Origin of the sequence: Moraxella sp. CTOTU47579 (assembly GCF_032004885.1) — a bacterium.
GTDB classification, from domain to species: domain Bacteria; phylum Pseudomonadota; class Gammaproteobacteria; order Pseudomonadales; family Moraxellaceae; genus Faucicola; species Faucicola tetraodonis.
Genome location: NZ_DALZOJ010000006.1, coordinates 109,275 through 124,497, shown reverse-complemented (window position 1 = coordinate 124,497; position 15,223 = coordinate 109,275). Strand labels below are relative to the sequence as shown.

The 15,223-nt window shown below is 45.6% G+C and carries 16 protein-coding genes and 1 tRNA gene; 10 read left to right on the top strand and 7 right to left on the bottom strand.

Going from position 1 to position 15,223, the window contains the following annotated elements:
• Positions 1–61: 61 nt before the first annotated feature.
• On the top strand, positions 62–418 hold the full coding sequence (locus RTP55_RS06145) for a YkgJ family cysteine cluster protein (RefSeq protein ID WP_312384955.1): 357 nt from the start codon (positions 62–64) through the stop codon (positions 416–418).
• Here the strand turns inward: RTP55_RS06145 and RTP55_RS06140 are convergent.
• The 3 genes from RTP55_RS06140 to RTP55_RS06130 all read right to left on the bottom strand — a co-directional run bounded on the left by RTP55_RS06140 (position 415) and on the right by RTP55_RS06130 (position 4,311).
• On the bottom strand, positions 415–1,395 hold the full coding sequence (locus RTP55_RS06140) for a hypothetical protein (RefSeq protein ID WP_312384953.1): 981 nt from the start codon (positions 1,393–1,395) through the stop codon (positions 415–417). The two genes, RTP55_RS06145 and RTP55_RS06140, sit on opposite strands and share 4 nt — an antisense overlap.
• A gap of 128 nt (positions 1,396–1,523) precedes the next feature.
• Complete coding sequence (gene fabF / locus RTP55_RS06135; RefSeq protein WP_312384951.1) at positions 1,524–2,831, bottom strand: beta-ketoacyl-ACP synthase II; 1,308 nt, start codon at positions 2,829–2,831, stop codon at positions 1,524–1,526.
• Positions 2,832–3,081: 250 nt separating this feature from the next.
• Entirely contained in the window at positions 3,082–4,311 is a 1,230-nt protein-coding gene (locus RTP55_RS06130; protein WP_312385044.1) for an anhydro-N-acetylmuramic acid kinase, read from the bottom strand.
• Between the two features lie 225 nt (positions 4,312–4,536).
• Between RTP55_RS06130 and tyrS the strand changes: the two genes are divergently transcribed.
• From tyrS to RTP55_RS06100, 6 genes are all read left to right on the top strand, one after another.
• Positions 4,537–5,757 (top strand): tyrosine--tRNA ligase, encoded by a 1,221-nt coding sequence (tyrS, locus tag RTP55_RS06125; protein WP_100285331.1) that lies wholly within the window; start codon positions 4,537–4,539, stop codon positions 5,755–5,757.
• Between the two features lie 84 nt (positions 5,758–5,841).
• The gene (locus tag RTP55_RS06120) at positions 5,842–6,114 is read left to right on the top strand and encodes a type II toxin-antitoxin system RelB/DinJ family antitoxin (protein ID WP_007116581.1); all 273 of its coding nucleotides are present in this window, start codon (positions 5,842–5,844) and stop codon (positions 6,112–6,114) included.
• Positions 6,092–6,421, top strand: coding sequence for a type II toxin-antitoxin system YafQ family toxin (locus tag RTP55_RS06115; protein WP_203171227.1), 330 nt, complete (start codon positions 6,092–6,094; stop codon positions 6,419–6,421). The genes RTP55_RS06120 and RTP55_RS06115 overlap by 23 nt, the downstream gene beginning before the upstream one ends.
• Before the next feature lie 14 nt (positions 6,422–6,435).
• Positions 6,436–7,389, top strand: a complete 954-nt coding sequence (locus RTP55_RS06110) for a D-2-hydroxyacid dehydrogenase (protein WP_203171226.1) — start codon at positions 6,436–6,438, stop codon at positions 7,387–7,389.
• Positions 7,390–7,410: 21 nt separating this feature from the next.
• Complete coding sequence (locus tag RTP55_RS06105) at positions 7,411–7,809, top strand: FKBP-type peptidyl-prolyl cis-trans isomerase (RefSeq protein ID WP_203171225.1); 399 nt, start codon at positions 7,411–7,413, stop codon at positions 7,807–7,809.
• Positions 7,790–8,026 (top strand): DUF1653 domain-containing protein, encoded by a 237-nt coding sequence (locus RTP55_RS06100; RefSeq protein ID WP_286130682.1) that lies wholly within the window; start codon positions 7,790–7,792, stop codon positions 8,024–8,026. Before RTP55_RS06105 ends, RTP55_RS06100 begins: the two co-directional genes overlap by 20 nt.
• A 104-nt stretch (positions 8,027–8,130) precedes the next feature.
• On the opposite strand, the gene RTP55_RS06095 is transcribed toward RTP55_RS06100, so the two are convergent.
• Positions 8,131–8,206, bottom strand: a tRNA-Phe gene (locus RTP55_RS06095).
• Between the two features lie 112 nt (positions 8,207–8,318).
• On the bottom strand, positions 8,319–8,717 hold the full coding sequence (locus RTP55_RS06090; RefSeq protein ID WP_007116574.1) for a hypothetical protein: 399 nt from the start codon (positions 8,715–8,717) through the stop codon (positions 8,319–8,321).
• Positions 8,718–8,815: 98 nt separating this feature from the next.
• On the opposite strand from RTP55_RS06090, the gene RTP55_RS06085 reads away from it, so the two are divergent.
• From RTP55_RS06085 to RTP55_RS06075, 3 genes are all read left to right on the top strand, one after another.
• On the top strand, positions 8,816–9,385 hold the full coding sequence (locus RTP55_RS06085) for a type IV secretion protein Rhs (protein WP_409418420.1): 570 nt from the start codon (positions 8,816–8,818) through the stop codon (positions 9,383–9,385).
• Positions 9,386–9,576: 191 nt separating this feature from the next.
• Positions 9,577–11,253 (top strand): phosphoethanolamine transferase, encoded by a 1,677-nt coding sequence (locus tag RTP55_RS06080; RefSeq protein ID WP_312384946.1) that lies wholly within the window; start codon positions 9,577–9,579, stop codon positions 11,251–11,253.
• Positions 11,254–11,363: 110 nt separating this feature from the next.
• On the top strand, positions 11,364–12,125 hold the full coding sequence (locus RTP55_RS06075) for a PAP2 family lipid A phosphatase (protein WP_312384945.1): 762 nt from the start codon (positions 11,364–11,366) through the stop codon (positions 12,123–12,125).
• Between the two features lie 80 nt (positions 12,126–12,205).
• On the opposite strand, the gene lolB is transcribed toward RTP55_RS06075, so the two are convergent.
• Positions 12,206–12,886, bottom strand: coding sequence for a lipoprotein insertase outer membrane protein LolB (lolB, locus tag RTP55_RS06070; RefSeq protein ID WP_312384943.1), 681 nt, complete (start codon positions 12,884–12,886; stop codon positions 12,206–12,208).
• A 260-nt stretch (positions 12,887–13,146) separates the two neighbouring features.
• The gene (locus tag RTP55_RS06065) at positions 13,147–15,042 is read right to left on the bottom strand and encodes a tetratricopeptide repeat protein (protein ID WP_312384941.1); all 1,896 of its coding nucleotides are present in this window, start codon (positions 15,040–15,042) and stop codon (positions 13,147–13,149) included.
• Between the last annotated feature and the right edge of the window lie 181 nt (positions 15,043–15,223).

Genomic DNA, 15,223 nt, shown 5'->3' with positions numbered 1-15,223 from the left:
ATTTTTAGCCGTTTTGGCTGAAATGGGTAGTTAACAATGATAATGACATGGCATTGTAACAATGGCAGAAATTTTTTTTAAATCAAGCGCAGCGGCGGATAGCGATATCTGCATGCACTGTGGCGCATGTTGCGCTAACTATCGGGTGTCTTTTTATTGGGCAGAAGGCGAGACACTCGGTATCCCCGAGGATATGACGGTCAAAGTCAATGATTTTTATAGCTGTATGAAAGGTACCGAAACAAAGCCGGTCAGATGTATTGCATTAGCGGGCGAAGTTGGTAACTCGGTGGCTTGCCAAATCTATGATAAACGTTCAAGCACCTGCCAATCGGTACAAGTCGGTGACGAGCAATGTATCAAAGCCCGTCATCATTATGAGTTATCTAACGATATCTTTAGTCAAGTGCCTGTTTAATGGCTTTGTGATAAACGAACAGTCAGCTGTTTTTCCACTTCGGTTTTGAGCCATTGATTCAAATCCTCATTCATCAGCGTCATTGATTCGAGCAAATAGTTGTCGATATAGCCTTGCAGCTGTTTGACGATATCTTGTTTGATTTGTTCAATAGCGGGCGTGGTGGCGATAGATGGGTTGTCAATATCAACAAGTGGGTCAGTAACGCGCGTTTCATGGGTCATCAAGGCCGCTGTTGGGTCATCAGCTAACGGCTCAGCAATTTTATCAGTGTTATCAGCGGTATCAGTGTGATCAATGGCATAGACCATCTCACTGCGATGGCGCTCAATCGTGACATCGCTAGTTGCGGTATCCTTGGACTGCGCTTGTTCATCTAGCTGGTGATTTGCACCCTCAATTGAGCCAGTTGATAGTTGCGTCGCTAGTTTTGCAGGGTTTGCCTGTTTTGCTAGATGCGCTTGTTTGGCAATGGCGCGTTCTTGCTCCAGTAGCGCAATGGCTGCGTCATCTTGCGCTTGGCGTTCTTGCTCGTTTTCTTGTGTTAACTGTGCTTGTTCAAGGCGCTGTTGTTCAAGATGTTCTGCTTCATGCCTTTCTTGTTTTAAGCGCTCAGCTTCCAGTCGTTGTTGCTCAAGGCGCTCTTTTTCCAAGCGCTCGGTTTCTAGGCGTTTGTTTTCTAAGCGTTCTTGTTCCAGTCTGTGTTGTTCCAATCTTTCTTGTTCTAGGCGTTGCTCTTCAAGCTCTCGCTCACGTAGTTGCGCTTGTAATTTTTCTTGGTGGTCACGCTCGATAGCCAGTAATTCTTCGACTTTATCATGCAGATTAGGCACGCTAAACTCATATTCATCAAGGTCGGTATCGGGATAAAGTAAGGTAACGATATCATCGAGTTCTTGAATAATGGCGTGTTTGACAGGGGTAGGGGTGGCGAGCCAGCGCTTTGAAAATTGGTGGGAGAAGGCAAATCCTGACATGAATGGTGTCCAGCGTTAAGGATGAAATAGGATAGCTTCATTTAACGAAAAAACGGCTACAATTTCAATAGCCGTTTTCAAAATTCACACCGTTAAAGGATTAATGCTATCATCGCAGTGATTGCTATTTATCGTGACTGCCATTTGGCAAACAACAGCGAGCCGTTGGTACCACCAAACCCAAAGCTGTTAGAAATCGCATGGGTTAAGTGGTCGACTTTACGGGCTGTATGCGCTACATAGTCAAGCTTGCACTCAGGGTCTTGATGATCCAAATTGATGGTCGGTGGCAATATTTGTTGTTGCAGCGCCTTAACGGTGAAAATCGCTTCGATACCGCCTGCAGCGCCCAGTAGATGACCGGTCATCGATTTGGTGGAACTTACTACCATGTTCTCACCAAAGATACTCGCAATCGCACGACTCTCTGCCACATCACCCGCTGGGGTACTGGTGCCATGGGTATTGATGTAGCCAACGTCACTGGGTGCAATGCCAGCATCACTCAAGGCGTGACGCATCGCCATAGCGGCACCTTCGCCATTTTCCGGTGGCGCAGTGATATGACTGGCATCATCACTCATGCCAAAGCCGACAAACTCTGCCAGAATCGTCGCACCGCGCGCTTTGGCGTGGGCAAGGCTTTCCATCACTAGCACGCCTGCACCATCACCCAGCACAAAACCATCACGGTCTTTGTCAAATGGACGACTGGCTTTGGTGGGTGCATCGTTGCGCGTTGATAACGCTTGCATTGCTGAGAAGCCACCGATACCGAGTTGGCTTGAGGCTTTTTCACAGCCGCCCGCCACAATCACATCGGCATCGCCATACGCAATCAACCGTGCCGCCAAGCCAATCGCATGAGTCGCTGTGGTACAAGCGGTAGAAGTGGCAAGATTTAACCCTTTAATCCCATGACGAATCGCCACTTGCCCAGCTGCCATATTCACAATGGCTGAGGGCACAAAAAACGGCGAGATTTTACGCGGACCCTCGCTATGAAGCTTTACCGCTGTGTCTTCAATGGTGGTGATACCGCCAATCCCTGAGCCGATAATCACGCCGATACGGTCGGGGTCAACCTGCTGTACAGGCACGGCTTGCAACTCACTGATAAAGCCTGCTTGCTTCAAGGCTTGCGCGGCTGCGGCAACGCCATATTGCACAAAGGTGTCATACCGACGCGCGTCTTTGGCGTTCATATACAAGCCGATATCAAACCCATCCACTGTGCCGGCGATTTGTGCGCGGTAGTCAGTGGCGTCAAAATGGCTAATCGCTTTGATACCGCTTTCGCCATTAATGAGCCGTTGCCAAGTACTCTCTACATCGAGTCCTAGCGAGGTAATGGCTCCCATGCCGGTGATGACAATACGCTCATGGTCAGGGCGTTCGTCGTAGCGGGGCTTTTTTTGGCTAAATTTTGTGGTCATTTCATGCTCGAATTTTTGAATAATATTTTTTGAATAACATTTTATGAAAGTTTAGCAAAAATAGTGTACGAGTGTAAACACAATAACTTTAACGTCTTTAGGTTGATTGTATATATCTATAGCTCGTTGAACAATATTAGGAATTGCTCAAAGACAACCAAAGTGGAAGGCAAGCGCTATACATCAGCGCTATAAGTAAGTGCTATCAATACCATTGTCATCATTGTCGACGTAAAACACACACGCCGTGTTAAAAACACACCTGCCCCAACACCACTTTTTTATTTGCCCCGGTGACACTGGGTAAGTTACTCGGTACGTTCAAAATCGTCTGCTGAGCTAGCCACGCAAACGCTACGGCTTCAACCCACAACGGCGACAGCCCAATTTTATCAGTAGTTTGTATGCTCCAAGTGGCTAAATTATCTTGTAAACGGCTCATTAAATAGGTATTTAATGCCCCACCACCACAGACAAACAACTCGCCTTGCGCACCATCAGTGACGGACACAATGGCATCGCTGACGGATTTAGCGGTAAGCGCCACCAACGTCGCTTGCACATCGGCAGGTGAATACGCCAAATTGGGGAATTGCTGACCCAATTGTTCTAGCATAGCCTCAAGCCAAGCCAAATTAAACTCCTCTCGCCCAGTGCTTTTTGGGAACGGCTTGGCAAAAAATGGGTGGGTCAAAAGCAAATTTAATAGCGGCTCAAGCACTTGTCCGGATTTTCCCCAATCGCCATTGTGATCATAAGCTTGTTGGGTATGACGCTGACACCAAGCATCAATGAGCAAATTTGCCACCCCTGTATCAAATCCAATCACATCATCGCTGCCATCAAGTACGGTGATATTGGCAATACCGCCTAAATTTAAAATCACTTTTGGCATGACTTTATCGGCATGATAAGGCGGTGTAGCAAACATGGCTTGGTGAAACGCAGGCACGAGTGGCGCGCCTTGCCCACCCACTGCCATATCACGGCGCCGAAAATCGCTCACCACCGCAATAGTAGTGCGCTCAGCGAGTACATTCGGGTCAAGCAGTTGCAAGCTAAATGACCACTGTGGGCGATGACGCACGGTTTGCCCATGACAACCAATCGCGGTTACTTCATCAGGGGTCACCTGCGCTTTGTCGAGCAATTGATTGACCAAATTTGCGGCAAATTCAGCATAAAATACACTCGCCCAACCAAATACATCCAGTTCGCTCTCGAACGCCAAATTATCATCAGCGATGAGTTGTGCCACCCCGTTTGGTTGAGTGAGCGCTAACAACACGGCGCGTAAATCAGCGGGAAACGGCTCGCTCACCGTCGCCAAAATCTCGACAGGCTCATCATTGTCTTCATCAATCTCATAAAACTGGCACAGCACCGCATCGAGTCCGTCAAGGCTGGTGCCACCCATCATGCCAATCACATACGGCGAGTCGGCAAGCGGGTTTTCTTTGCTGGTCATCATATCATCCATGATGTCGGTAAAATGGCTAAAAAATCCTTCATCAAAAGGTAGGTTGGCAGGTAGTCCAGTCGGCAACGTTTGGCTCATAATTATTCTCGTTAGTGCTGTCAAAGTAGAGAGTGCCTTGATTATAGCATACTAAAAGCCTGCCTTATTTTATCTGCAAATTTGCTATAATGGCTAAACTTCACTTTTTTTTCAGCCGTTTTAACCCGCGCTTTTTTCGAGGTAAGCATGACCGATTCTACTCATAGATTTTTAGCAGCAGAAGAACAACTCAAACTCATCCAACGTGGTACGCACGAAATTATTTCGCAAGACGATTTAATTAAAAAACTTAAAGAAAACCGCCCACTGCGAGTCAAAGCAGGGTTTGACCCGACTGCACCCGATTTACACTTGGGTCATACGGTTTTAATCAATAAACTCAAGCATTTTCAGGATTTGGGACACCAAGTGTTGTTTTTGATTGGGGATTACACCGCTCGCATTGGCGACCCAACGGGTAAAAATACCACTCGTCCGCCGTTGTCTGAAGAAAAAATTCTGGAGAATGCCCAAACTTATAAAGAGCAAGTATTTAAAATCCTTGACCCCGCCAAAACCCAAGTGATGTTTAACTCCGACTGGTTTAGCAAAATGTCGGCAGGCGACATGATTGGTTTGGCAAGCCAGCAAACCGTGTCTCGTATGCTCGAGCGCGATGACTTCTCAAAACGCTATCACAGTCAAACGCCGATTTCGATTCATGAATTTTTGTACCCACTGGTGCAAGGTTATGACTCAGTCGCCATGCAAGCCGATGTTGAGCTAGGTGGTACTGACCAAACCTTTAACCTACTCATGGGTCGTACCTTGCAATCTCGCTATGGTCAAGTGCCACAAGTCTGTATCACCGTGCCGATTTTGGAAGGCTTAGACGGCGTACAAAAAATGAGTAAATCGCTTGGCAACTACATCGGTATTTACGACAGCGCAGGCTCAATGTACCAAAAAATCTTGTCCATGCCAGATACTTTAATTGCGCGTTATTTTGAGTTACTTAGCTTCAAACCCATGGATGAAGTCGAAGCCTTGCTAAAAGACATCGAAAACGGGCGCAATCCGCAAGAAGTCAAACGTATTTTGGCACTAGAGCTGATTGAGCGTTTCCATGACAAAGAAGCCGCTGAAAACGCGCACAAATCAGCGGGCAATCGCTTGGTAGAAGGTGAGTTACCAGTGGATTTGCCAGAAGTGACGATTAGCCTTGATGGTCAAGCACAACTTTTTATCACCCAAGTGCTTAATCAAGCCAATTTGGTGAAAAACTCAGCGCAAGCCAAAGACTTTTTGAAAAACCAATCGGTGAAAGTGGATGGGCAGGTGGTGGATGCAGGATTTGCCCTCACCGCAGGACAAACGGTGGTCATTCAAGCAGGCAAAAAAGCGTATGCCAAAGTGACGATTTCCTAAAGTGTATTGCTTAACCAATAATTTTATTTTAAAATGTAGTGACAATATCACTACATTTTTTGCTTTTTATAGAGGTTAGTAGCTATGACACACTCAACTATGTATCAATTTCGACTTGATGCCAATGAAAAGCGCCAAGCCTTTGAAGTGTTTGACGAACTAGGTATTAAGCCTGCGCAAGCGATTCGTCTATTTTTACGTCAAGTTACGGCAACAAAGTCTATTCCGTTTGACGTCGCAATTCCTAACGCCACCACACAACGTGCGATGCAAGACGTTGACGCCATGATTGCAGACAAGCAAGCCCGATTTAGCAGTAACAAGGAATTGTTTGATGCCCTCGAAAAAGCCGATTAATTCAAAACGCACGAATTTACCAAGAGCCTCAGATTTTACCAAAGATTTTTTGAATGATTGGCAAAGACTAGTGAAAACAGGGCGTTATGACATGGTCAGGCTCAAAGAAGTCATGCTGTTATTAATTGCCAATAATGAGCCGTTAGGGGCAGAGTGGAAAGACCATGAATTAAAAGGAAATTGGGCAGGATTTCGAGAGTTACATGTGGGTGGTGATTTTTTATTAATCTACAAAATTCAAACCATCACAAAATTTGAGACAATTTATTTTACTCGTGTAGGAACACATAGCGAACTATTTGAATAAAAAGGGATTTAAAAATGAAAGCCATCTTCCTCGACCGAGCTACCTTTTCCGCTGATTTAGCATTAACACCCCCACACGGACTGAGCGACTATCAAGTCTATGCGCAAACGCCCAATGACCCCAAAATCATTATTGAGCGTTGCCAAGACGCGGATATTGTCATCACCAATAAAGTTGAGCTTACCGCCGAAATTATCGCGCAGCTCCCAAAGCTCAAACTCATCCAACTGACCGCCACAGGGATGAACAACGTCGATAAAGACGCTTGTGACAAGCACGGCATTACTGTTAAAAACGTCGCAGGCTATGCGGTCAAAAGCGTCCCCGAGCATACCTTTATGCTGATACTCTCAGCCATGCGAGCGGCTCGCCACTATCATCATGAAGTGGTCAAGGGTGACTGGCAAAAAGATGGTCGCTTTTGTCTGCTCGATACACCACTCATTGACCTTGAAAGCAAAACGCTGGGCATTATTGGCTATGGCACGATTGGCAAACGGGTTGGGGAAATTGCCAAAGTCTTTGGTATGACAGTATTGATAGCCGAACACCAAAACAAACCGCCAAGAAATAGCGACTATAGCGCGTTTGATGATGTCCTTGCTCAGTCCGATGTCATTACCCTGCATTGTCCATTGACCGAGCAAACGCAGCATTTAGTGAATGCCGATACCATTGCCAAAATGACAAAAAAACCATTGATTATCAATGTCGCGCGCGGTGGCGTGGTCGATAGTCAGGCAGTGGCTGATGCCGTTACACAAGGTAAATTATTGGGCTATGGGGCAGATGTGTTTGAATATGAACCGATTAAAGACAACGACCCATTACTCACACTTAAAGACCACCCAAGAGTGATTTTTACCCCCCATAATGCGTGGGGAAGCGTCAATGCCCAGCTTAACCTATGGGACATACTGTGTCAGCAAGTGCAAGAGTTTATCCAACTATCGCATAAGGGAAAATAACGAAAATAACGGAAAATAAATATGACAAGTAAACTGCAATTTCAGGACCTAATTATCGGCACAGGTAAAACTGCCGAGCGTGGGGCACTGATTACCGCGCATTACACGGGCTATCTGCCAGATGGCACGGTATTTGACTCATCGCATCACCGCGGGCAACCCTTTGAAGCTGTGATTGGCACAGGGCGGGTGATTAAAGGTTGGGACGTGGGCGTTTTGGGTGGCGAATACGCGCAAAAAATCGGCTATCAAGCCCAAGTTGAAAACCCTGCCAATCTCATAGCCATGCAAGTTGGTGGCAAGCGCAAACTCATTGTGCCAAGTCACTTGGCGTATGGTGAGCGCCAAATCGGAAAAATCCCGCCAAATTCAGACTTAACCTTTGAAATTGAATTATTGGATGTCAAAACTCGTGATTGAGATTACATTGGGTATTTATCAGCACTACAAAGGCAATCTGTATCAAGTGCTGCACATCGCCAAACATAGCGAAACTGAAGAGGAGTTGGTCGTCTACCGTGCGCTCTACCAAGCGTATGGGGTTTGGGTGCGACCGCTTGCGATGTTTGCCGAAACGGTGGAAGTCAATGGCGAAGCTGTGCCAAGATTTAAGCTGATAAAACCGCTAGACAGTTAAGTTTGGCGGTAATTGATAGGGGGCAGTGATACAAAAATGACCGCTAACAAAAAACCCCAAACTAATAAGCTTGGGGTTAATCGATTTATACCTAAGACAAATGATGGTGGCGTGGGGCAGGATCGAACTGCCGACACACGGATTTTCAATCCGTTGCTCTACCGACTGAGCTACCGCGCCATGTTTGTCAGCATCAGTATTTGAGCGGCTATTAAACTAAAAATCGCCAAAGGTGTCAAGCACTATTTTAAACTTTTTGCAAAAAGTTGCTAGTAACTGGCAAAATACTCATTTATATCAACTCGTACATGGCTAAAATACGATGAATTGCGCCGCAGCCCGGTACAAACTTGGTATTGCCTTTTTTGCGCTCAATGTCAGTGACTTGTTTGACAAATTTGGGGGCAAGACCGCGCCCGCGATTGGCAGGATGTAGTACGATGTACTGTAGCAAGCGGCTAGACTCGATGCCTTCATTAAAGCAGCCCATCGCGGCAATCGGTTTTTCATTAAACATCCCCAAATACAGGATATCACCCTTGGCAAAGGCCTTTTCAAAAAACGCCACAGCATCACGACCTGTCGCAAACTCAGGCGAGCTGTCGTACAATTTTTCCACCCGCAATTTGAGTTCAGGGTCGTCAATGCTGTTGTTTTCAAAGTTATTGATGGCAACGGATTCTAATGGCATAAAGCCCTCCTTGTTAATTAGCTCACGTTTTAATTAGCGCATGTTGATTTAGTATAAAATAGTCACTAGGATACCAACAAACTTATAATTGTTATTCCGTGTTTTTTGCTAAAAATAAAAGCTTGCAAGGCGTTGGTCAGACCTTGGCAAGCCGTGATGGTTTTTTGGTTAACCAAATCTTGGATAAACTCTGTGAAATGATAATGTGTTTTTCAAAACAACCTGCTCGATGCCGTCCACTAACGGCGGGCGAAAAAGCCATCGCGGGTAGCGTATTTGGTGATACGTTACAGCTTGATAGTATACGCCTAAAAACCGCATGGTGGGTGCTCAAAGGCTATGCGGTCAGTCCCAATGGTCATGTGTATTTTCATCCAGCAGATTTTTGTGATGATTTTAGCCAGCAAAATATCTATCTGCGCGCGTGGCTGGTGCATGAATTGACTCATGTCTGGCAAATCCAACAAGGCGTTAAGGTGTTTCGCCGCGCCCTGCTCAATCGGCGCTATAGCTACGAGCTGCAAGCCAATAAGCCATTTGGTCGTTATGGCATAGAGCAGCAAGCGCGTATGGTGGAAGATTATTATCGAAAACGTGAGCTCAAACAGGATTATGAGCCATTACTCGCCTTTATTCCGTTTGCCAGTTTACAGCCTGCCACTGCCTAGCGCTATCAACTCTCTGTGTCGCTGTCACTACCTAATGTTTGTAGCGATTGCGGTGGTTTTTTTAGCATAATTGCTTGATAGATGGGTGTCTTAAGGTTCAGTTAAGCTAAATCTGTATGATAGCCTCATCCTAAATTTGGTTATTATATAATGGCTATTTTTTGGTGCATTTAGATAAGGTAAGTAATCGTATGTCAGTGAATAACTCTCGATGGTTAGCATGGCGTCAACAAGGTATTAATACTAAAGGTGTTAGTACTCAAGGTGTCAATGCTTATGTGATGATGGGTATTGTCGCGCTATTTTTGACCCTAACCGCCAATATTACTTTCTTTGATAAAGCCACGGCAGTCTATCCGTTTGCCCAGCATATTGGCTTTATAGGCTCATTGCCGTTGGTGCTATGCGGTGTGATGCTACTGGTTATTGTGCTGCTTAGCTATCGTTACACCCTTAAAGCGGTATTGATTTTTTTGCTATTGACCGCGGCAGTCACGGCATATTTTACCGATACCTATGGCACTGTCTATGATGTCAATATGCTACAAAATGCGCTACAAACCGATAAAGCAGAAAGCGCTGATTTGTTTAACGTCAATTTTATCTTACGCATTTTATTGCTTGGGGTATTGCCTAGTGCGTGGGTGGCGTGGAAAAAGGTCACATTTCCGCCCATTAAGCGCAGCATATTGCAGCGCGGCTTGACGTATTTGGTCAGCATTGGCTTGGTGGTGTTACCGATTTTGGCGATGAGTAAAAATTACGCCAGTTTTTTCCGTGAACATAAACAGCTTCGTAGCTATACCAATCCTGCCACCCCTGTATATGCACTGGGTAAACTTGCCAGTATACAGCTCAAACAAGCACAGGCACCCAAAACCCAAATCATGCATGCAACCGATGCGGTGCAGGTGAGCAACCCCACCACCCGTAAGCCAAAGCTGGTGGTATTGGTAGTCGGAGAAACCGCGCGCGGCGACCATGTGCAGCTAAATGGGTATAACCGAACCACCTTCCCGCAGATGGCAGCGACGGCTGGGGTAACTAATTTTAACCAAGTCATCGCCTGCGGTACCTCAACCGCTTATTCGGTGCCCTGTATGTTTAGTTATGTCGGTATGAAAGACTACGATGTGGATACCGCCAACTACCAAGAAAACGTACTTGATACCTTACATCGCCTAAAGGTCAATATCTTGTGGCGTGATAACAACTCAAGCTCAAAAGGCGTCACTAATCGTTTGCCCGCGGCAGATTTTGTCGATTATAAAACCGCGCGCAACAATACGATGTGTAATACCAACCCCTATGGCGAGTGCCGCGATGTGGGTATGCTAGTAGGCTTAGATGACTACGTCAAACAACTAGCTAACCAGAATACGCTTAACCAGGACACCCTAATTGTGCTGCACCAAATGGGTAATCACGGACCTGCGTATTTTAAACGATATGATAAGCAATTTGAAAAATTCACCCCAGTCTGCCAAAGCAATGAACTTGCCAAATGCGACCCACAAAGCGTGATTAATGCCTTTGACAATGCGCTACTTGCCACCGATGACTTTTTGGCAAAAACGGTGAACTGGTTAGACAAATACGACAGCACCCACCAAGTAGCGATGCTGTATGTCAGTGACCACGGTGAAAGTCTGGGCGAAAACGGCATCTATTTACATGGTATGCCTTATAAAATCGCGCCTAAAGCGCAAAAACACGTCGCATCGATGTTTTGGGCAGGTAAGCACTCAGGCATTCAAGCAGTGCCATCTAATACTGAGCTCACCCATGATGCTATTACCCCAACTTTGTTAAAACTGTTTGATGTGCGTGCGCAAACCGTACAAGGCAAACCCTTGTTTATCAAGTAAAGTTATCCAGTAAAGCCATTTGGGTAATTAGAGCCATTTAAGTAATGTTAGACATAACAAGTGTGTCCAACTCCAGTGACAGTGACGGCAAGATAGATGGTTCAAAATAGATGATTATACAGATCGCTAAATTAAAAAATTTTGCCAGTAGGCAGACCGTGCTCGGACTGGTGCTGGCGATTATCTTTACGCTAACGCTGGAGCACAGCGCCATTGATGTAGCCATCAGTCAGTATTTTTATTCCCCCACAGATGGCTGGCTGCTTGCCAAAGAGTCACTACTCCCTAACTTAATTTTTTATACCATTCCCAAAAGATTATTAATTGCGTTTGAAATCTATATGGCAATCGCATGGCTACAACGCTACTTATTACAACGCCGCGCATCAAGTCACTGGCTTGCCAAGCAACAGGCATGGTTTAAGCCTTTTAGCCCACTATCACTGACTGAAATGGGCTATCTATTCGTCGTGATGGTGTTGGTACCTTTGATTATCGCATCGCTTAAAGGGGTGACGCATGTGGTGTGTCCCAATCACTTGCAAATTTTTGGCGGTGAATATCGCTATCTCACGATACTAGAAGACATCCAAGCCGGCACCCGCTCAAAATGCTTCCCTGCAGCGCATGCTAGTGCTGGGTTTGCCCTGTATGCTTGGGCGTTTATCCCAAGTCTTTGGCACAAGCGCTGGCAAATCGCAGCGATGGTGACGGTGATAGCTTGGCTAATGGGTGGATATAAAATGTTGATAGGTGACCATTTTTTAAGTCATACGCTGGTATCTATGAGCTTGGCATGGGGCATTTGCGCGGCAGTGGCATGGGCTTGGTGTCGGTTCTACGCCAAAGCCGAATCCGCAAAAAATTCATAATGCTAACAGTTCATCGTATAAAAGCATAAAGGTATAAAAAAGCGTTGAGGAATACCCCACGCTTTTTTTGGGTGTCATGACTAGCTTAACCGATTGATGGTCATTACCACTTTATAGCCACCCGGATGACTGGCAGTTAAGCGAGAAGGCAGTTTATCGTTACTGTTGCTATAGCTAAAGGTGGCTGTCCAATCGCCATTTTGGGCACTCACTAGGCGATTAGTGCTGTCTTTTTTATCATTAGCATCACTGGGTGCTGGCTGCCCTTGAATCCAGTAAGGCAGCTGTGAGATGGGCGCTTGCCAACCGGTTGCACGTAATAGCAATTCTTCAGGGGTAGCGGCATTGATGGTACCTTTTTCGTTGGTTAACGTCGCAGATTGACCATTGTAGCTGATTTTGGTTTGACCCGCATTCATCGCACCGGCAATCTCAATGGCAAAGTTTTGACCTTGCTGTGTCCAAATATAAAACGCGCTGCCTGCCTGCTGCGGCGTGGTCATGCCAATTTTACCATTGATGGTAAATTGCGCGCTTGGTAGCGTACTTGCAGCCGCTTGCTCAGTAGATGTGGTCGATTGCGCCGTGGCTGTTTGGGTATTGACCACAGGGGTTGTCATCCCTGTGGCGACAGGTTTGGTTGTGATGGGCTTAGTTGTTGCCTGTACTGACTGACAGCCTGTTAGCAGCATACTACTGATGCCCAAACAGGCAATACTTAACCCCGTGACTTTGCTGGTGACCGCTGGTAATAAATGCATAATATCCTCAAATGTTAATCAAATTTGTTAATCAAGTTTTCATCAAATGTTAACTGGTTTTGCTCAAGTATGATTGTTTAAAAAACCGATGGGTAAACTATAAATAGCCATTGTTAAGCCTGTTTTGCTTAACTGCTCAAATTGGTGAAAAAGCGGTTGTTATTTATCTCTCGTTTTCCTGCCATTTACCTACCACTTATCTGCTTTACAAACCGTCATTGCTCGCTAGTCGTCATGCTCAGAGACGATGTTAGGCAATGCTATTGTAGATTTTCGGGTTGATAACCGAGTTCATTAACTAAGATTTGGTTGATGCGAGCCGCTTCTTTTTGGTTGCCCAAATTTAAGTAGGCTTGTTGCAGCAGCAAGCCGCTAATCACATCGGGTACGATATCAAAATTATCTGATAACAGACTAATGACGGTGGCGTTATTAGCCTGATGCAGCGCTTGTTGCGACAGTATTTGCCGCGCCTTTAAACCGACTTCTTTGTCATTGATTAATGCCGTCAGTATGGCGGTCACTTCTTCATTATTTTGTTTTAAATTGACCAAGGTTTGCGCATATTCGAGTTGATAATCCACGTTTGCCGGTGCAAGTCGAATCAACTCTTTTAACAGTCGCAGTTTACTGGCGTCATCATCATCGGGCAGTAACAACACCTTGGCAAATAAGATATCGGTATTATTGGGTAAACTGGTTTGTGCGCTATTAAGCAAGGCTAACGCTTGCGCGGTTTGGTTGTTTTTTTGCAAAATATTGGCTTGCATGATGTAGCTTTGCGGCGCAAAACTGTCAAATTGTTCCCGTAATTTGATGCTACTGGCAATCGCTTCATCAAAACGACTTTGTGAGATTAATAAATCAATCTGCTGCTGTCTGGCTTTGAGCACCAAGTCGGGTTGCATCACTTTGCCATAGTAGCTAATCGCATCATTGAGTAGGTTCTGGCGTTCGGCACTGACAGCCAAATAATAATTGGCTTGGTCCTTAAAGTTGGGGCTGGCAATCAACGCTTTGAGCAAGCGATCTGCTGCGGCGTATTTTTTTAAATCAATACCCACCAAAGCGGCCAGCAGTTTGATTTCTTCATCTGCTAAAAACTGCCGATTAGCCGTGGCATTGAGCTGTTGCCAGACCTGCGCGCTTTTGCCTTGTTTGAGCATGTAGCGAATTTGATAAACAAATAGCGCTTTATTGTCAGGCACGGTTTTACGCGCCTGCGCAATAAACGCAATCACTTGATTACTGGGCGATAAGGCTTGTAAGATATCTGCTTTTAAAATCAAAAAAGCTGGGCTTTTGGAGTTGGTTTTAAGCGCCCGATTAATCGCCACTAACGCGGCTTTGGGCTGTTGAAACTGTAGCAGCAGACCCGCTTTCATGACCAGTAGTGAAGGGTTGTTTTTGATGTCTAATCGATTGAGCGTAGCAAGCAATTCAGCTTGGTCACGGGTTTCGGTGGGATAAATCCCAATCAAAATCTGACTTAAATCAGCGTCAGGATCGTACTGCAAAATTTGATTGAGCTTTTCGCCGGCTAATTCATACTCGTGCGCTTTGAGTGCCAAATGGGTCACATAAAAAATCGCCGGCACATGGTCAGGGTTTTGCTGTTGCCACGCATTGGCAAAAGCGAGCGACAACTGTGGTGGTTCATTTTGTAAAGATAAACCCAGTGCGCGTTCAAAGACGGGGGCCGCATCCGCCAAAAAAGACTGCTGCTTATAGGTCGCTAATGCCTGATCGATACGACCGCGATCTGCGGCAAACTCCGCCATCAAAATCGCATACAGGCTTGGCTGGGTGCTGACCACAGCGCTCGGCTGATGAGCAGACTGACTAGCAGATGCAAAATTTGCCCCGGCACTAAAAACTGCTGGGCTAAACAATAAACTTGCCAACGTGAGCGTAGTCGCGACTACCTTTTTGCCTAAAGCGGTAAAAGGTTTAAATACATCAAGCGGTTTTAGGTTAGATTTCAGATTAGGCTTTAGATTGACAAAAAGTTGCTGCGGTATTGACAAATGCATCGGTAAATAAATCGATAAACAATAAGGCTTGACATATTTTGACGCAAAAAAGCGTGGATTGAGGGGACAACCACGCACAGCGCAACAAGCCGATGAAATAACCGCTGGAAACAACTTTAGCATTTAGCCCGCTTGGACAGTAACGTACCTAAAAATTACAGTCAGTGACAAGTAACAAGTAAGATGTAACAAAATGTTCATGAGATAATTGAATTATACGGCTGCGACACGCTCAACTATGTAGAATTATGGTTAAATCGTATGGGTAAATAGCAACCAAATAAGCGAATGTGGCAGAGTTAAG